Source organism: Fundidesulfovibrio soli, assembly GCF_022808695.1.
Lineage (GTDB): Bacteria > Desulfobacterota > Desulfovibrionia > Desulfovibrionales > Desulfovibrionaceae > Fundidesulfovibrio > Fundidesulfovibrio soli.
This window is the reverse complement of sequence record NZ_JAKZKW010000014.1, coordinates 86,051-102,925: the sequence shown is the minus strand read 5'-3', so window position 1 is coordinate 102,925 and position 16,875 is coordinate 86,051. Positions and strand designations below refer to the sequence as shown.

General features: G+C 66.6%; 15 protein-coding genes and 1 rRNA gene. 11 read left to right on the top strand and 5 right to left on the bottom strand.

All coding sequences use genetic code 11. From position 1 onward, the window contains the following. From rrf to MLE18_RS12635, 11 genes are all read left to right on the top strand, one after another. Positions 1–97, top strand: a 5S ribosomal RNA gene (gene rrf, locus MLE18_RS12685); the annotation flags it as partial. Positions 98–470: 373 nt separating this feature from the next. Further along, entirely contained in the window at positions 471–2,027 is a 1,557-nt protein-coding gene (locus tag MLE18_RS12680) for an SLC13 family permease (protein ID WP_243439172.1), read from the top strand. 12 nt (positions 2,028–2,039) lie between these two features. Beyond that, positions 2,040–3,797, top strand: coding sequence for an adenylyl-sulfate reductase subunit alpha (locus MLE18_RS12675; RefSeq protein ID WP_243439171.1), 1,758 nt, complete (start codon positions 2,040–2,042; stop codon positions 3,795–3,797). Between the two features lie 11 nt (positions 3,798–3,808). Then, positions 3,809–4,138 carry a 4Fe-4S binding protein gene (locus tag MLE18_RS12670; RefSeq protein ID WP_243439170.1) on the top strand — a complete coding sequence of 110 codons (330 nt, stop codon included), beginning with the start codon at positions 3,809–3,811 and terminating at the stop codon, positions 4,136–4,138. A gap of 216 nt (positions 4,139–4,354) precedes the next feature. Further along, on the top strand, positions 4,355–5,062 hold the full coding sequence (locus MLE18_RS12665) for a Crp/Fnr family transcriptional regulator (RefSeq protein WP_243439169.1): 708 nt from the start codon (positions 4,355–4,357) through the stop codon (positions 5,060–5,062). A gap of 137 nt (positions 5,063–5,199) precedes the next feature. Further along, positions 5,200–5,628 (top strand): arsenate reductase ArsC, encoded by a 429-nt coding sequence (locus MLE18_RS12660; RefSeq protein WP_243439168.1) that lies wholly within the window; start codon positions 5,200–5,202, stop codon positions 5,626–5,628. Between the two features lie 322 nt (positions 5,629–5,950). Then, positions 5,951–7,921: a sensor histidine kinase gene (locus MLE18_RS12655; protein ID WP_243439167.1), complete on the top strand. Its 1,971-nt coding sequence runs from the start codon at positions 5,951–5,953 to the stop codon at positions 7,919–7,921. 42 nt (positions 7,922–7,963) lie between these two features. After that, complete coding sequence (locus MLE18_RS12650; protein WP_243439173.1) at positions 7,964–8,590, top strand: response regulator transcription factor; 627 nt, start codon at positions 7,964–7,966, stop codon at positions 8,588–8,590. A 340-nt stretch (positions 8,591–8,930) separates the two neighbouring features. Beyond that, entirely contained in the window at positions 8,931–9,302 is a 372-nt protein-coding gene (locus MLE18_RS12645) for a hypothetical protein (RefSeq protein ID WP_243439166.1), read from the top strand. 366 nt (positions 9,303–9,668) lie between these two features. Continuing rightward, entirely contained in the window at positions 9,669–10,838 is a 1,170-nt protein-coding gene (locus tag MLE18_RS12640; protein WP_243439165.1) for a DVU_1551 family NTP transferase, read from the top strand. Between the two features lie 123 nt (positions 10,839–10,961). After that, positions 10,962–12,059: a glycosyltransferase family protein gene (locus tag MLE18_RS12635; protein WP_243439164.1), complete on the top strand. Its 1,098-nt coding sequence runs from the start codon at positions 10,962–10,964 to the stop codon at positions 12,057–12,059. A gap of 55 nt (positions 12,060–12,114) precedes the next feature. On the opposite strand, the gene MLE18_RS12630 is transcribed toward MLE18_RS12635, so the two are convergent. The 5 genes from MLE18_RS12630 to rfbF are packed head-to-tail and all read right to left on the bottom strand — an operon-like array spanning position 12,115 to position 16,827. Further along, entirely contained in the window at positions 12,115–13,230 is a 1,116-nt protein-coding gene (locus MLE18_RS12630) for a DegT/DnrJ/EryC1/StrS family aminotransferase (protein ID WP_243439163.1), read from the bottom strand. A gap of 9 nt (positions 13,231–13,239) precedes the next feature. After that, the gene (locus MLE18_RS12625) at positions 13,240–14,463 is read right to left on the bottom strand and encodes a class I SAM-dependent methyltransferase (protein WP_243439162.1); all 1,224 of its coding nucleotides are present in this window, start codon (positions 14,461–14,463) and stop codon (positions 13,240–13,242) included. Next, a complete protein-coding gene (locus tag MLE18_RS12620; RefSeq protein WP_243439161.1) occupies positions 14,460–15,011 on the bottom strand; it encodes a dTDP-4-dehydrorhamnose 3,5-epimerase family protein in 552 nt (183 codons plus the stop codon). The genes MLE18_RS12625 and MLE18_RS12620 overlap by 4 nt, the downstream gene beginning before the upstream one ends. Continuing rightward, a complete protein-coding gene (gene rfbG, locus MLE18_RS12615; RefSeq protein ID WP_243439160.1) occupies positions 15,011–16,069 on the bottom strand; it encodes a CDP-glucose 4,6-dehydratase in 1,059 nt (352 codons plus the stop codon). The genes MLE18_RS12620 and rfbG overlap by 1 nt, the downstream gene beginning before the upstream one ends. Further along, positions 16,060–16,827 carry a glucose-1-phosphate cytidylyltransferase gene (gene rfbF, locus MLE18_RS12610; RefSeq protein ID WP_243439159.1) on the bottom strand — a complete coding sequence of 256 codons (768 nt, stop codon included), beginning with the start codon at positions 16,825–16,827 and terminating at the stop codon, positions 16,060–16,062. The genes rfbG and rfbF overlap by 10 nt, the downstream gene beginning before the upstream one ends. Between the last annotated feature and the right edge of the window lie 48 nt (positions 16,828–16,875).

Sequence of the window (16,875 nt, the reverse complement as noted above, 5' to 3'; positions counted from 1 at the left end):
GGGGTACACCCGATCCCATTCCGAACTCGGAAGTTAAGCCCTCCATCGCCGATGATACTGCCAGGACCGCTGGTGGGAAAGTAGGTCGCTGCCAGGATCCTTTTCCCAAACAGAAAGGCCCGTCTAACGACGGGCCTTTCTGCGTTGGAGCGCAGGAATGAGGGGAGGGGGAGGCGGTGCGGCCCGCAGGCGGGCGGTCTGCTCATCTCGGCTGGATAAGTGGCAGGGCGTCTCCTATTCCGACCTGCACGGGCCTCAGTTCGATCCAACAAAAGGGGGCACCCTCAGCCGCAAGCCTGACAAGCCATTTGATTCCATCGCTTCCTATTGTTTCTATGCCCTCCTTGCGCTGCGGCAGCAATAAGAGACGAATTTTCCCGCTTTATCGCCGCCGCGATACTCTCCTTTCCCGCTTCGGGCTAGACGTCCACCATACCAAGCCGCATTCGCGGCCCTACTGGAGGTGACGCATGGCCAACGGGTCCGCAGAGACCGTCAATTCGTGCAGGGGAGGGCTCGGAACCTACATTTCCGAGAATCTCAGTCAGTGCGGGCAAAGCCCCCTGACCACCTGGGGCGGGTATGCCGCCGCCTGGGGCCTGTTCTTCCTCATCAACAACGTGTTGCCGCTGCCCGAGGGGCTCAAGCCAGAGGGCATGTCCGTCCTGGCCATCCTGGTCTGGGCATCGATCATGTGGGTCACCGAGGCCATGCCCGTCGGCATCACGGGCATCTCCATCCCCACGCTCTTGGTGCTCACCAAGGCCTTGCCCTGGAACAACGGCAGGCCGCCCATGGGCCAGGTGTTTTCCGGCTTCACCACCCATGAAGTGTGGCTGTGCCTGTTCGCGTTCTTCGCCGGGGCCATCATCCAACTCCTGAGAATGGACAAACGCATCGCCCTGGCCATCCTGGACAAGATCAAGGCTTCCAACGTGGGGCGCATCATCTGGGGCATGTTCTGGGTGAACATCGTGCTGGCCTTCCTGATCCCCGCCGCCAACGCGCGCGCCGCCACGGTCATGCCCGTCGTCCAGGGCATCACCAACATCCTGGGCGACACCCCGCGCGAACGCGAGGCCAAGAAGGCCATCGTGATCCAGTCGATGGTCTACGCCAGCATGATCTCGGGCATTTTCATCCTCACCGGGCACATGCCCAACCTCATCATGACCGGGCTCTTCGAGAAGAGCGGTTTCCGCAACCTGGGCTACTTCAACTGGATGCTCCTGCATCTGCCCTACATCGGCATGTTCGCCCTGACCCAGTGGTGGGTGCGCTTCCACTTCAAAACCGGCGGCGTGGTCATCGCGGGCGGCCACGAGGAAATCCACCGCCAGCACAAGGAACTCGGCCCCATGACCCGCTCCGAGTGGGCCATGCTCGCAGTCTTCGGCCTGGTCGGCGTGCTGTTCATGACCGGCAAGGGCAGCCCCGTGGTGTTCCACGAGTACCAGTTGGGCGTGATCGGGCTGGTGGGCATCATGATCCTTTTCATCCCGGGCCTGTTCCCCTTCAAGTGGAAGGCCGTGCAGGACCGCACCATCTGGGGAACTTTCCTACTCCTCGGTGGCGCCATCACCATGACCGACGCCATGAGCAAGTCTGGCCTGGCCGGATGGATGGCCGACCACATACACGTGATGGTCCAGGGCATGGGCTGGTGGCAGACGCTTCTGGTGATGATGCTCGGCACGCAGGTGCTGCGCATCGGCATGCTCTCCAACGTGGCAGCCGTTGCCATGCTCGCCCCCATCGTCTTCGCCATGGCCCCCAAGGTGGGGCTGCACCCGGTGGCCTTCACGCTGCTGATCTGCAACGTGGACACCTTCGCCTACCTGCTGCCCACGCAGATCACCGCCGCCGTCATCGCCTACGGCACGGGCACCTTCTCCACGGCGGACTACGCCAAATCCGGCTGGGTCTGCATCCTGCTGGCCATCGCCTTCGGCATCTGCGTCATGGCCCCCTGGTACGCCCTGTTCGGGCTGCCCGTCTGGAACCCCAACGCCCCCTGGCCCTACTAGGAGGACCTCATCATGCCCCGCATGGTTCAAAATCCCACCAGCCTGGACGCCGTCGAAACCGTCCAGGTGGACTGCGACATCCTGATCATCGGCGGCGGCAACGCCGGCTGCTTCTCCGCCGTGGAGGCCGCCAAGCTCGACCCCTCGCTCAAGGTCGTCATCATGGAGAAGGCCCACATCATGCGCTCCGGCGCGTGCTCGGCGGGCATGGACGCCATCAACACCTACATCCCCGAAGGCAAGACCCCCGAGGACCTGGTGCGCTGGTGCCGTTCCCAGGTGGGCGGCGGCCCCATCCGGGAGGACCTGGCCCTCTCCAACGCCCGCGAGCTCAATGAATCCGTGGACGACCTGGAGCGCTGGGGCCTGCCCATCCTGCGGGACGCCGAGGGCAAGATCCGCTACCGGGGCGCCTGGGACATCTCCATCCACGGCGAGCAGCTCAAGCCCATCATGGCCGAGAAGGCCATCGAGGCTGGAGCCCGGATCTACAACCGCGTGGCCTGCACCCAGCTGCTCATGGACGGCGGACGCTGCGTGGGCGCGCTGGGCTTCGGCGTGCGCGACGGCAAGTTCTACGTGTTCAACGCCAAGGCCACCATCAACGCCACGGGCGGCGCGGCCGGGCTCTACAAGAGCTACACCGCCGACGCCACGGACAGCCATCACCAGATCTGGATGTGCCCCTACTGCGTGGGCACCGGCTACGCCGTGGGCATCCGGCAGGGCGCCGAGATGACATCCATGGAGCAGCGCTGGGTCGCCACCCGCACCAAGGACTTCTGCGGCCCCGTGGACACCATCTCCGTGGGCTACAAGGCTCCCATCATCAACGCCAAGGGCGAGCGAATCATGAAGCAGCGCTACGCCCACCTGGGCGCGGACAAGGCTCCGCGCTACATCCGCGCCAACGCCCCCATGGAGGAGTGGCTGGCCGGGCGCGGCCCCACCTACTGCGACACGCGCGGCATGGAGCCGGAGCTGGCCAAGCAGATGATGACCGACTACCTTAACGAGCGCCCCAGCTTCGTGCTCTTCCTGGCCAGCCGCGGCCAGGACCCCGTGAAGGAGCCCATCGAGATCTACGGCTCCGACCCGTACATCGTGGGCGGGCACACCCAGTCCGGCTTCTGGGTGGACATGGAGCGCATGACCACCATCCCGGGCCTGTTCGCCGCCGGGGAAACCGCCGGGGGCAACCCCAACAAGTTCGTGGGCGGCTGCGCGGCCGAGGGCAAGCTGGCCCTGCGCGGAGCGGCGGACTACATCAAGGGGCTCGAGCTGCCCGAACCCGACGCCGCGCAGATCGAGGCGGAGAAGGCCCGCGTGTTCGCGCCCCTGCTGCGCGGGGAGGGCTTCGACGGCCTGCGCGCCCTGGAGATGGAGGAGCGCCTGCAGCGGCTCATGGACGAGTACGCGGGCGGCACCAGCCAGTTCTACCGCACCAACGAGGAGCGGCTGGACTACGCGCTGAAACACCTGGCCATGCTCCGGGAGCAGACGAAATACCTGGCGGCCACGGACCTGCACGACCTGATGAGCGTGCACGAGGTCATCGACCGCATCGACGTGGCCGAGGTGCTCTGCCACCACCTGAAGTTCCGCAAGGAGACCCGCTGGCAGGGCTGGCAGACCCGCGCCGACTACCCGGAAGTGGACCCCGCCTACGACTGCCACGTGGAGAGCCGCAGGAACATGGCCACGGGAGAGATCGAGACCTTCACCCGGCCCTACGAGCAGCTGGTGCCCGGCGACCGCTACAAGCCCTAAAGGAGGAAACCATGCCGCCTATTGTCGATCCGAAGAAGTGCAACGGCTGTGAAGGCCGCGAGGAATCTTTCTGCGAGGAGGCCTGCCCGGGCGACCTGATGTACGTCGGCGCGGACGGAAAATCCCACTGCCACGCCAACCGGGACTGCTGGGACTGCATGTCCTGCGTGAAGATGTGCCCGCGAAACGCCATCGAGACGCGCATCCCCTACCAGCTGGGCTACCACAAGGCCACGCTGAAACCCATCATGGGCAAGAACAGCATCACCTGGAAGTGCACGGACATCCACGGCCAGACCGTGACCTACAAGTACCGCAACCGCCTGGACATTGAGGACTGAGAGCCTAAGGGGCCGCCTTCGGGCGGCCCCATGGCTGCTGGCAAAGGCGGCTTTGGGACTTTGCCAGCAGTCCTCCGCGTAGCGGAGCTTGGAGCAGGGCGGCTTTGCTGCCCGTCAGCGGCTCCCGAAACCCCATCTTCGGGGTTTTGCATCTGGCTGAAGCGCCGCCTTCGGGCGGCCCCTTGACCTCCTGCACGGTGGGACTATGCTTGAAGCATGGCCCCCGACACCCCCCACATGGACTGGCACCTGATCAAAGGCGGCTTCTTCGACGGCCTGGAGCGCGAGTTCGAGGCCTTCAGGGCCTTGGCCGCCACGCGGCGCGTGAAGAAGAACGACATCATCTTCTTCGAGAACGACCGCTGCACCCGCTGCTACTACCTGGACCACGGCTCGGTGAAGATTTTCCGCATCTCCCTGCACGGCAAGGAGCCCACCTTCTTCATCCGCTCCCCGGGCGAGATGTTCGGCCTGGCCGAGATCGTGGGAGGGGAGACGCGCAAGTGCTCGGCCCAGGCCATCTCGGACGGCGTCATCCTTGAGGTGGGCCGCAAGGAGTTTCTGGACCTGATGCTCGATCACCCCCTGCTGGCCCGGCGCGCCATCGAGGTGCTGGGGCGGCGCATCCGTTACCTTACGGGGCAGCTCGAGAACCTGATGACCTGCGGCGTGGCCACCCGCCTGCTCAAGCTGCTGGTCTGCCTCTCCCACGACGAGATCGCCCAGGCCAAGGGCGGCCCCGTGGACGTTCCCGCCAAACTCACCCAGGGTCAGATGGCCTCCATGACCGGCTCCTGCCAGCAGACCGTCAGCGAGACGCTGGCCTCCTTCGAGGAGCGCGGGCTCATCAAGGTCACGCGCCGCAGCATCACCCTCCTGGACCCGTCGGCCATCCTGGAAGAGCTCTCCCGCATGGAAAACTGAGCCCCGCAGGCCCCATCACGGCCGTCCAGAACCTTCCCGCCAGCAAAAAAACGAGACTTTTGCTTGCACCCAGCCGCCGCGATGCTAGAAGCGGGATACGTGGCAGGTCATCATTCAAACGAATGGGGGAAAAGCCTATGAGTCAGAAGATGAGGGTGCTGTTCCTGTGCACCGGCAACTCCTGCCGGAGCCAGATGGCGGAAGGGTTCGCGCGGGCCTTGCGCTCCCCGGAGATCGAGCCCTGGTCGGCCGGGATCATGAAGCACGGGATGAACCCCAGGGCCGTGAAGGCCATGGCCGAGGCCGGGGTGGACATCTCCGGCCAGACCTCCAAGACCGTGGACGAACTGCCTGTGAAGGAGTTCGACTTCGTGGTCACCCTGTGCGACCACGCCAAGGAGCACTGCCCGATCCTGCCGGGGGCGGGCAGGATCATGCACGCCCAGTTCGACGACCCGCCCTCCCTGGCCGCCGGAGCCTCCTCCGAGGAGGAGGTCATGGGCCACTACCGGCGGGTGCGCGACGAGATAAAGGCGTTCGTCATGAACTTTCCGCCCGCTGGATGAATCAGGCACGGCCAGCCGTTTGAGCAGCCCCCGCAGCGGTCGCTTCGGGGGCTTTTCGTTTGGTGGCGCGCGGTTCGGCCTACCGTCTCCGGCTGGAGGAGCCATAAGCCCCATGCCCGGGCTGCCGTATGAGCGGAGAGGTGTGGGCAGCAGGGCCCGCGTGCGGGCGGGGGCGGGCAGGTTCGGGAATGCTCGGAGACGTGCTGGCAGGCCGCGCCGCCTCTTTCACGCACAACCCTGAGGCCGGGGAAGCTCCCCGGCGGGCCGCCTTGCCTTGGGGCGCGTTCTTCCGGTACATTCCGGGAATGAGGCCCCGCCGGTCATGAAGGCGCGCAACGCCGTACTCGCCTGCGCTGTGTTGGCCGCGCTGCTGTGCTGCGGCTGCGTGTCCGGCCCGGGCGCGCCCCGCGCCGCCGGGGGCGTGCTGGACCTTTCCGGCATGGGGCTGGCGGGCGGCGGGCCGGTTCGCCTGGACGGGGAGTGGGAACTCTACTGGAACCAGCTGCTCCAGCCGGACGACTTCCGCTCCGGCCTCGCCGGCGGTGAACGTCCCTCTCTCACGGGCTACCTGGAGCTGCCATCGGCCTGGAACGCCTTCGAGGTGGAGGGCAAGCCCCTGCCCTCGGCGGGCTGCGCCACCCTGCGCCTGGTCGTGCTGCCCGGCGCGGCGAAGCAGGAACTGGCCGTGCGCCTGGCCTCGGTCAACTCGGCGTCCTCCCTGTGGGTCAACGGGCGCCTGTGCGCGCAAAGCGGCATCGTGAGCCGCTCCGCGGAGGCTGAAGTGCCCAAGCCCTCCGTGCTCCTGGCCGCCTTCCCGGCGGAGGGCGGGCCCCTGGAACTGGTGCTGCAGATCTCCAACCACAGCTACCGCGAGGCCGGGGTGCTGGCGCCCGTCAGGATCGGGCCGCGCGCGGCCATGGAGGCGGCGCAGACCAGGCAGTGGTGCGTGGCCCTGTTTTTCGTGGGCAGCCTGCTGGTGATGGGCGTTTATCACCTCGCGCTGTTCTGGTTCCGACGCTCCAACCGCTCGCCCCTGTACTTCGGCTGCTATTGCCTGGCCTGGATGGTCAACTACGCCCAGGCCGACTCCAGCGACTGGGTGGCCCGCCTGTTCCTGCCTGACGTCTCCGCCGCCCTGATGGACAGGATCTCCGTGATTGGCTTCATCGTCTCCGTGCCCATCGGCTTCACCTTCTTCCGCACCCTGTATCCGCTGGAGTTCCCGCGCCTGCCGCAGCTGGCCTGCTCTGTCCTGGCGGCCGCCTTCGCCCTGGCCACAGCCGCGCTGCCAATGATGGCCGCCAGCACCGTGCTGCCGGCGTATTACTCCGTGTCCATCGGCCTGATCATCTATTGCCTCTGCAGGCTGTTCACGGCCTGGCGCAGGGGGCGGGAAGGGGCCGCCTTCATCCTGTGGGGCTTCCTGGTGCTGGGGGTTGTGGGCATCAACGACATGCTCGCGGACATGGGGCTGATCCACAGCGTCTACCTGCTCCCTGTGGGGATGTTCGTGTTCATCCTGTTCCAGGCGTTCGCCCTGTCGCTGCGGTTCTCGCGGGCTTTCGCCTCGGTGGAGAGGCTCTCGGTGGAGCTGGAGCGCAAGAACGACGCCGTGGAGCGGGAGATGGCCGAGCGCGCCCGCCTGGAGCGGCGCGTCGTGGACATCAGCGAGGAGGAGCGCAGGCGCCTCAGCCACGACCTGCACGACGGCCTCTGCCAGCAGCTCACCGGGGCCAGGCTGCGCTGCGAGGTGCTTACGCGCAAGACCCCGGAGGGTGACGCCAACAGCCGGGAACTCAGGCAGCTGGCCGGACTGCTTGAGGAATCCGTGAACCAGGCCTACGATCTTTCCTGCGGGCTGTGGCCCGTGGAGCACGGCCCCGGGGGCAACGGCCCCTCCCTGGAGGAACTGGTGCGCCGCACCGCCGCCGCGAGCGGCATCGCCATCGAGTTCAGCCAGCGGCGGGGCTGCGGCGGGGGGTGCCGCAACGGGCTGGTCACCCAGCTCTACCGCATCGGGCAGGAGGCCATGGCCAACGCCGTGAAGCACGCCAGCCCGGGCCGCATCCAGGTGGAGTTCGCCTGCCGGGAGGGCGGCAGCGTGACCCTGACCGTGCGCGACGACGGCATCGGCAGGAGTGCGGCCGCGCGCGGCTCCGGGGGGCTGGGCATGGGCATCATGGCCCACAGGGCCCGGATCATCGGGGCGGAGCTTACCGTGGAGGACGCCCCGGGCGGGGGCACCCTGGTCCGCTGCACGGCGCCTTGCAGGCCGGCAGGAGCGGAGGGCTGACGGCCCCCCGGAACACGTTCAAGAAGGAGCGCTGACGTGGAAATGACACCGGGCATGCGTGTCTTCCTGGTGGACGATCACCCTGCCGTTCGCCAGGGCCTGGCCCTGCTGCTGGGGCAGGAGCGGCACACGGTCTGCGGCGAGGCCGGCGGGAAGGCCGAGTTTCTGGAGCGCGTCGGGGCGTCCGGGGCGCAGATCGCCCTGGTGGACCTCTCCCTGGGCGAGGAGAGCGGGCTGGCCCTGCTGGAGGAGCTGCGGCGACGCGGCATCCCCGCCCTGATCTATTCCATGCACGAGGACGCGGAGACCATCGAGCGGGCCTTCGCGGCGGGGGCGGGCGGCTACGTGACCAAACGCGAGGTGTCCTCCGTGCTGCTGGACGCCCTGGCCGAAGTGGCGGCCGGCGGGCGTTACGTGAGCCCCCGCGCGGGCAGGAGCCTGGTGGAGCGGGGCGCCCCCGGCGGGGCCGGGCAGGACGCGGGGGCGCTCTCCGAGCGGGAGGGTCAGATCCTCGGCCTGCTGGGCAGGGGCGAATCCGCCGCGGACATCGCTGCCGCGCTCTCCATCAGCGCCCGCACCGTGGAGTCCTACTGCGCGCGCATCATGGACAAGCTGGGGCTCAGCGGCATGAAGGCCCTGAAGAAGCACGCCATCCAACGGATGAAATGACACGTCCCCCCGGGTGCATCGCGCCGCGTTGACCGGCGTTCCGCGCCGCCGTGCAGGGGAATCCCCCTACGCGGTTGAGTGATTCCCCCCACATACTTCCCCCCCGATTGGAGGCATAGAGTCCCCGAGCCCAGGCGTTCCGGGAGCGGCAGGGCATGCCGCGCGCGCCGGGACCCGGCGGATCTACCGGGGAGGAACCCAAGGCGCTGCATATGAAGCTGGAGAAGGCCATCATGACCATCGCCAAGGAGTTCAACCTGCAAGTTCGCCCAAGTGGCGCGCCTCAACTCTGTAACGCTTCGGGCCCGCAGGCGGGCGAAGCCCGGAAGGAGACGGCTTCATGTTCTTCAGGTCCCTGTTCCTCACCCTTTGCCTCGTGTTCTCGTCCTCGGCGTGCTTCGCCTACTCCGAGGTGGTCGAATGGCTGCGGCAGCAGAGCTTCAACAAGTGCAAGAAGTATTACATGGGCCACATCGTGGACAATTTCCTGCAAAATCCCCGCTGGGAATCCGGCGAGACGGCTGATGGCGAAGTGGTGGTCAATGTGCGCGGCAGGATGGACTACGCCGGCAAGACGGTGAACGCCCTGCTGCAGTTCACCATCAATTCCCACAACCGCAGCTGGAACATGAACGCTCTGGAGCTCAACGGCGTGCCCCAGGACAAGGACATGCGCACCGCCTTGGTGGAAGCCATGTGCGAATCCCGCTGAGGCTCGTCCCCGGGCCGCGCGGGCGCTGTTGCTGACCCTGCCCGGCCCTGAGGCCGCCATCGGCCAGGATGTGTGACTGCCGGGAGATAGTTTCCACGGACAGCAGCCGTGGCGGCGGCAGTTGTGCGAGGCGCGCCGCGCCCCCGGCGAAACCTCCCGCCTTGGGCGCGGCGCGCGCTCCGCCCGGCCTTGCTGGGCCGGGCGGAGCGCCTGCCCGTGTTCCTCCCTGGGGCTTGATCCGGGGCGGGCAGGCGGGCTGGTCTATTTTTGTTCCCATCTCGCCGGATTCGTACTGGAATATCCGCACTTCTTGCGGCAAGGTGGCATCTTGAGCTTGACGCCGCCATTCGCTAGGAGGACGCGGGCATGGACCACACAATCGCAAATGACCCCGCACCGGCGGGAGGGGGCAGGCCCGGCCGCGTGGCCGCGCTCGTCCTGGCCGCCGGATTCTCCACCCGCATGGACGGCTTCAAGCCGCTGCTGCCCCTGGGCGGCGTGAGCGTGCTGCGCCGTTGCGCGGGCCTTTTCTTCCACGCCGGGGTCGAGCGCATCATGGTGGTCGCGGGGCACCGCGCGGACGACGTGCTGGCCGAGGCCACCCGCTTCGGCATCGAGGGCGTGCGCAACCCGTATCCGGACCGGGGCATGTTCAGCTCCGTACAGGCCGGCGTGGCCGCCCTCCCTGAGGATACCGAGGCCTTCTTCCTGCTCCCGGTGGACATCCCCCTGGTGCGCGTCTCCACGGTGAAGACGCTGCTCTCCCGCTGGCGTTCCGACGGCCCAGGGGTGCTTCTGCCCTCCTTCAACGGCAAGCGCGGGCATCCGCCGCTGATCTCCATGGGCCACGCCCAGCGCATCCTGAACTGGCAAAAGGGCGGCGGGCTGCGAGCCCTCCTGAACGGGCTCCCCGGGGTGGACGTGCCCGTGCCGGACAGCAACATACTGACCGACATGGACACCGGGGAAGACTACCGGGCCGCCCAGATCAGGCTGCGGCGCTCGGGCATAGCCACCCCGGAGGAGACCCGGGCCCTGCTGGACATCCTGGACATGAACGAGCGCGGCAGGGCCCACGGGGAGGCCGTGGCCAAGGTGGCCCTCTGCTTCGCCAAGGCCCTCAATGCCGCCGGGCGCGCCCTGGACCTGGAGTCGGTGCGCACCGCCGGCCTGCTGCACGACGTGGCCAAGGGCAAACCCGACCACGAGAGGGAGGGGGGCGTCCTGTTGCGGGGCTACGGCTTCAGCGACACGGCGGCTATCGTGGCCGCGCACCGCGATGTCTCGCTGCCGGAGGGCGAACTGCTGGGCGAGCGGGAGGTGGTCTACCTGGCGGACAAGTTCGTGCGCGGCGCGAGCCTGATCCCCCTGGAGGCCCGCTTCCAGGAAAAGCTGGACCTCCACGCCGGGGACGAGGCCGCAACCGCGGCCATCACCCGGCGGCTGAACAACGCCAGGCGCGTGCTGGCGGCCCTGGAGGCTGAGGCCGGGCGGAGCGTGGACAAAATTCTGGCCGGGTGCGGCGTCTGGGCGTGACCTCCGCACTGCCGCCCCGAAATGGCCTCGGCTGGGCGACACTCCCTTCGGTTTGACGAGGCGGCCCGGTTCGCAATCACGCAAGCACCTCTCCAGGGTGCGCTGAATCCGGCGCTCCGGGCCTTGCCAGCGCCGGTTTTGCGCCGCTTCCCGGTTGCCTGCCCGGCCCCGCTTGGCTACACCTTGGCCATGCGGATTCTGTGCATCGACGGACACTTCTTCCTGCGGGCCTTCCGCGAACTGGGGCATGAGGTCCTGGGCATCGGCCCGTCCTGCCTCATGGACGTGCCCGTGGACCGCGTCCTCTCCCTCAAGGATCTGCACGACATCCTGAACGCCCGGGGCTTCGCCCCCGACGCCGTACTCTGGGCCGACACCTGCAAGCCGCCCCTGGTGGCCGGGCTGGAGACCCTGCCCTGGCCCACCCTGGCCTACTCCATCGACCAGTATCTCAACCCCTGGCACCAGTCCTATTCGGCCGGATTCGACGCCGTGTTCGTGGCCCAGAAGGACTACCTGCCCATGTTCGAGGCCGAGCACCCCCGCCCGGCCGTGTGGCTGCCGCTGTTCTGCGATCCCTTCGTGCTTCGGGGCGTGCCGCCGGGCCTGGAGCCTGGCGGGCGGGACATCCCCGTGGCCTTCGTGGGCACGCCCGACCCCGGGGCCAACCCGGCGCGCAAACCCTTTCTGGACGCCTTCGAGCGCCTGGCCCCGCTGACCCGGGTCTGCGGGGACTACGCTCCGGTGTTCACGCGCAGCAGGCTGGCGCTGAACCAGTCAGCCGCAGGGGAGCTCAATTTCCGGGTGTTCGAAGCCATGTGCTGCGGGGTCGCCGTGCTCACCGAGGACATCGGCAACGGCCTGGGGGAGTTGTTCACGCCTGGGGAGGATCTGCTGGTCTATCCGCGCGGAGACGCGCCCGCCGCCGCCGGGATCGCCCTGGCCGCCCTTGCCGGGGACAAGCTGGAGGAGATCGCGCGTTCGGGCAGGGAGAAGGCGCTGCGCAGGCATACGGTGGAAGCCCGGGCCAAAACCATCCTGGCCTGGGCCGCGCGGCTGGCCGCGCAGGGAGCGCCCGCGCGCAGGCTGCGCGACATCGCGGCCGTGCGGGCGCGCATGGCCAACGCCTACGCCATCCTGGCCCTGGACGAGCAGCTGCCGCTCACGCCGGAGCACCGCCGGTTCTACCTGGAGCTGGCGGCGGCGGTTCGGGGGGGCTGAAGTGCGCCTTGAGACGTAGCTGAGGCGTGGCGCGGAGCGGCTGCGGGAGGGGGTGCTAGAGGCCCATGGCGCCGCGGATGGTCGTCGCGACGCGCTCGATGTCTTCGTCGGTCATGTCGTGGTAGCTGGGCAGGTTGATGGCTCTCCCCGCCAGATCGCCGGCCACGGTGTTCTCCGGCTGCGCCGCGAACAGGCCGAGCGCGCTCAGCGGGGAGAAGAACACCCGGGCATCTATGTTTTGCTCCTTGAACAGGGCTGTCAGCCGATCCCTCGTCAGGCCTGTTTCCGGGGCGAAGACCACGGTGGGCATCCAATAACCGTTGCGGGTGCCGTCAGGTTCCGGGTTCATGCTTACCCCGGGCAGGGAGCCCAGTGCCCGGCGGTACTTCGCGAAGATCTCCCTTTTGCGCAAGGTGAGTTCCTCGATGCGCTCCAACTGGGCGCAGCCGATGGCTGCCTGCACGTTGGACATCTTGTATTTGAAACCAACCATGTCGGGCCAGAACTGTTTCGTCTGGGTCCTGCTGCGGCCATGGTTGCTGAGAGTCAAAACATGCTCGTGGAGGAGGGGGTCGCTGGTGACGAACATGCCGCCTTCGCCGGTGGTCATGGTTTTGGTCCCATGGAAGGAGAACGCGCCGAAGCGCCCCATGGAGCCTGCCCGGCTGCCCCGGTAGATGGAGCCGATGGCTTCGGCGGAGTCCTCGATCACGGGTATCCCGCGCGATGCGCCGATGGAGAGCAGGGCGTCCATGTCGCACAGATTGCCGTAGATGTGCGTCGCGATGATGGCCTTGGTGCGGGGCGTGATGGCCTGCTCCGCCCGGGCCGGGTCGAGGCACCAGGAATCCGGGAGCACATCCGCGAACACCGGGGTGGCCCCGAGGTAGGTAATGGGCGCCGCCGTGGCTATCCAATTGGTGTCGGCAAGCAGGACCTCGTCACCGGGGCCGATGCCCAGGGCGGCAAGCCCCATGTGCAGCGCGCCGGTGCAGCTGGAGGTGGCTATGGCGTGGGGAACGCCCAGGTAGCTGGCGAATTCGGATTCGAAACGGGAGATGTAGGCGTAGCAGAGCTCCCCCCATCCGTTGGCGGCCGCGTCCGTGGCGTACCGGATTTCGAGCTCCGTGATGGAGGGCTTTGTGTAGTGTATCTTGGGCTGCATGGTCATGGCGCTTCGCTAACGGAATTTCAGGCTGGGCACGGCCGTGAGGAAACGCCCTCCCCACTGCCGGACGTAGCCGTGATGCTCCACGATTTCAGAGACGATGTTCCAGGGCAAAACCAGGATGACGTCGGGCTTGTCCTCCCGCAGGGTTTCCACAGGCAGGATCGGCAGGCGCGAACCGGGCAGGAAACGGTTCTGTTTGGAGGGCGCGGCGTCGCAGACGTAGGGTACAAGGTCGGCCCGGATCCCCGCATAGTTGAGCAACGTATTGCCCTTGGCCGCCGCCCCGTAAGCGGCCAGGCGCAGACCTCGGCGTTTCAGCCGGATCAGGGCGGCTAGAAGGTCGTCCTTGATCCGGTCGGCCTTGGCCTGCAGGCCTCCGTAGGTCTCCATCCTGTCCAGCCCGAAGCGGCGCTCCGTTTCCAGCACGCGGGACACGGAGGCGTTCCTGGCACGTGAGGAGTCGCGGCGACAGCCGTAGACCCGCAAGCTTCCGCCGTGCGTGGGCAGCTGCTCCACGTGCCAGGCGCGGAGACCCTCCGATTCAAATATGGCGCAAACCGTCCGCAGCGAGAGGTACGAGTAGTGCTCGTGGTAGACAGTATCGAACTGCCCCAGGCGCAGAAGCTTCAAAAGGTGCGGGAACTCCAGCGTGACCACCCCGTCGGGCTTGAGGGCCTCCCTGATTCCCGCGGTGAAATCGTTGATGTCCGGAACGTGTGCGAAGACGTTGTTGCCAACGAGCAGGTCGGCCTGCCGGCCCTCATCGGTGAGCCTGTTAGACAGGCCGAGCCCGAAGAACTCGCGGATGACGGGGATGCCGAGGCGCTCCGCAGCCTCGGCGGTGCGGTCCGTGGGTTCGATGCCCAGGCAGGGTATCCCCATCTCGACGAAGTTGCGGAGCAGATAGCCGTCGTTGGAGGCCACCTCGAGGACGAAGCTCCCGGGCCCGAGCCGGAGCTTGCGCCGGATCATGGCGGCGTAGCGGGCCGCGTGCGCGCACCACGTGGAGGAAACGGATGAAAAATAGGCGTAGTCTGGGTGGAAGAGCATGTCCGCCCGGGTGAAATCCTCCGTCTGCACCAGGAAGCAGCGGCTGCAAGCGAAGAGGCGCAGAGGGTAGTGCGTCTCGGGCGAGTTCAGGTCAGCCTTGTTCAGGTAGGAGTTGGACGGGGGGGCGCAGCCCAGATCGAGAACGGTATCCGTCAGGGGAGTACCGCAGTGGCGGCAGTTCATGCGGGAACCCCCTGAAAACTGTCGTTGATGAAGGCATGGCCGCCATCGCGCTGGGAGATATCCGTCACGGGGCCGGGCCATTCGATGGCAAGGCGCGGGTCGTTCCAGGCCAGGCCCCGTTCCGATGCCGGGGCATACGGCGCGGTGTGCAGGTACAGAAGCTCGCTGTCGGGCTCCAGCACCTGGAAGCCGTGGGCGAACCCCTCGGGAATGACGACCATGCGCGCGTTGTCCCCGGTGAGAATTGTCGTGTGGTGGCGAAGGAAGGTCGAAGACCCCTGGCGGATGTCCACGGCCACGTCATGCACGCTCCCGCGCAGGCAGCAGACGAGCTTCATCTCCGCATGGGGAGGCATCTGATAGTGAAGGCCCCGCAGCGCCCCGATGGATGCGGTCTTGGAGTGGTTGACCGCGACGATGTGCCGTCCCTTCAGGATTGAGACCAGAGCCTCGATGCAGAACAGGCGCTCGAACAGCCCCCGGCTGTCGGTGAAGCGGGTATGCGAGACTTCGAACAGCCCGTCGACAGGGGTCGGAATGATCGTCATCACCTGCCGCCCGCGTCGGCGAGATAGGCATCGAGCTGCGCGTGGCTCTCCACCCGATTATCCTCCATGAAGGCCTTGTACCATTGCCCGGTGCGGGCCAGCGCGGTCTCCAGGCTCCAGACAGGCTCCCACTTGAGCAGGGCGCGGGCTTTCGCCGAATCGATCGACAGAGCCTGCGCCTCACGGAGTTCGGGGCTTTCCGCCACGTGCCAGCGCACGGCGGGCCAGATGGAGGCGATGCGGTCCAGCAGTTCGCCGACGGTCACGGCCTTCGCCGCGTCGGGGCCGAAATTCCAGGCCTGCGCGAAATCCTTCCGCTCATCGAGCAACTTCGCCCCGAGGCACAGATACCCGCCGAGGCAGTCCAGCACGTGCTGCCAGGGCCGGCGGGCCAGGGGATTGCGGACTTCCAGCGAGGCTCCAGCCCCGACGGCCCTCACCAAGTCGGGGATCAGCCTGTCCTCGGACCAGTCGCCCCCGCCGATTACGTTGCCGCCGCGCACCGTGGCCAGGAGCGGTCCGCCAGAGTGGAAAAACGCGTCCCGGTAACTCGCCGCGACCAGTTCTGCGCAGGCTTTGGAAGCGCTGTAGGGGTCCTTCCCGCCGAGCCGGTCGTTCTCCCGATAGCCCCAGACCCATTCGTTGTTGGCGTAGCATTTGTCTGACGTGACGACCACGACGGCCCGCACATCCGGGCAGGCGCGGCAGGCCTCAAGGACGTTGACGGTCCCCATGACGTTGACGTCGAACGTGTCGACTGGCTGACGATAGGACCTTCGCACCAACGGCTGCGCGGCCAAATGGAAGACGATTTCCGGCCGGGCTGCGGCGAAAACCCCGGCCAGGGCATCCATGTCGCGTATGTCGCCAATGACACTACGCATTTGCAGACAGAGGGAGCTGAAATGGGCGCCTTCCTCCGGGGCCAGGGCCAAGCCGGCGGTGTCGGCCTCCAAGTGCGAAAGCCACAGGGAGAGCCAGCTCCCTTTGAAGCCGGTGTGGCCTGTGACGAGCACCCTGCGGCCACGGTAGGCCTTTCCGAGGAATCCTATTTCCATATCTTCCAGGGGGGATTCGTTTCCCACAATCTTTCAAGGGCGTTCTTGTCGCGCAGGGTGTCCATGGCCTGCCAGAACCCCTTGTGCTGGTAGGCCATCAGCTGCCCCGCCGCTGCCAAGTTCTGCAGGGGGTCCTGCTCGAAGCTGGTGTAGTCTCCGTCTATGTAGTCGAAAACCGAAGGCTCAAGAACGAAGAAACCGCCGTTGATCCAAGCCCCGTCGCCTGCGGGTTTCTCCTGGAAGCTCGCCACCGCGCCGTTCTCCACCTCAAGGGCGCCGTATCGGCCGGGCGGCTGGATGGCCGTGACTGTCGCATGACGGCCGTGCGACTGATGGAATTTGATCACTGATTCTATATTCACATCGCTGACACCGTCGCCGTATGTGAAACAGAAAGTGCTGTCACCAATGTAGTCGCGGACGCGCTTTAACCGTCCGCCAGTCAAAGTATCTTGCCCTGTGTCGATGAGTGTAACGCTCCATGGCTCGGCATGGCATTCATGCACGATGAGGCAGTTGTCTGCCATATTCACCGTGATATTCGACATGTGCATGTAATAGTTTGTAAAGTATTCTTTTACGACATATCCCTTGTAGCCGAGGCATATGATGAAGTCATGTATGCCGTAATGGGAGTATATCTTCATAATATGCCATAGCATCGGCCTCCCGCCGATTTCTATCATGGGCTTCGGCTTGAGGTGTGATTCTTCGCTGATACGTGTACCAAGGCCTCCCGCCAAAATCACGGTTTTCATGCAGCCCCTCCAGGCATGACTATGACCAGGGACGGCCCATGCAGGGGC

What these genes read in the sequence shown, in the direction of transcription:
- MLE18_RS12680 (WP_243439172.1), top strand. Translation starts at nt 471, where the DNA reads ATGGCCAACGGGTCCGCAGAGACCGTCAATTCGTGCAGGGGAGGGCTC.
- MLE18_RS12675 (WP_243439171.1), top strand. Translation starts at nt 2,040, where the DNA reads ATGCCCCGCATGGTTCAAAATCCCACCAGCCTGGACGCCGTCGAAACC.
- MLE18_RS12670 (WP_243439170.1), top strand. Translation starts at nt 3,809, where the DNA reads ATGCCGCCTATTGTCGATCCGAAGAAGTGCAACGGCTGTGAAGGCCGC.
- MLE18_RS12665 (WP_243439169.1), top strand. Translation starts at nt 4,355, where the DNA reads ATGGCCCCCGACACCCCCCACATGGACTGGCACCTGATCAAAGGCGGC.
- MLE18_RS12660 (WP_243439168.1), top strand. Translation starts at nt 5,200, where the DNA reads ATGAGTCAGAAGATGAGGGTGCTGTTCCTGTGCACCGGCAACTCCTGC.
- MLE18_RS12655 (WP_243439167.1), top strand. Translation starts at nt 5,951, where the DNA reads ATGAAGGCGCGCAACGCCGTACTCGCCTGCGCTGTGTTGGCCGCGCTG.
- MLE18_RS12650 (WP_243439173.1), top strand. Translation starts at nt 7,964, where the DNA reads ATGACACCGGGCATGCGTGTCTTCCTGGTGGACGATCACCCTGCCGTT.
- MLE18_RS12645 (WP_243439166.1), top strand. Translation starts at nt 8,931, where the DNA reads ATGTTCTTCAGGTCCCTGTTCCTCACCCTTTGCCTCGTGTTCTCGTCC.
- MLE18_RS12640 (WP_243439165.1), top strand. Translation starts at nt 9,669, where the DNA reads ATGGACCACACAATCGCAAATGACCCCGCACCGGCGGGAGGGGGCAGG.
- MLE18_RS12630 (WP_243439163.1), bottom strand. Translation starts at nt 13,230, where the DNA reads ATGACCATGCAGCCCAAGATACACTACACAAAGCCCTCCATCACGGAG.
- MLE18_RS12625 (WP_243439162.1), bottom strand. Translation starts at nt 14,463, where the DNA reads ATGAACTGCCGCCACTGCGGTACTCCCCTGACGGATACCGTTCTCGAT.
- MLE18_RS12620 (WP_243439161.1), bottom strand. Translation starts at nt 15,011, where the DNA reads ATGACGATCATTCCGACCCCTGTCGACGGGCTGTTCGAAGTCTCGCAT.
- rfbG (WP_243439160.1), bottom strand. Translation starts at nt 16,069, where the DNA reads ATGGAAATAGGATTCCTCGGAAAGGCCTACCGTGGCCGCAGGGTGCTC.
- rfbF (WP_243439159.1), bottom strand. Translation starts at nt 16,827, where the DNA reads ATGAAAACCGTGATTTTGGCGGGAGGCCTTGGTACACGTATCAGCGAA.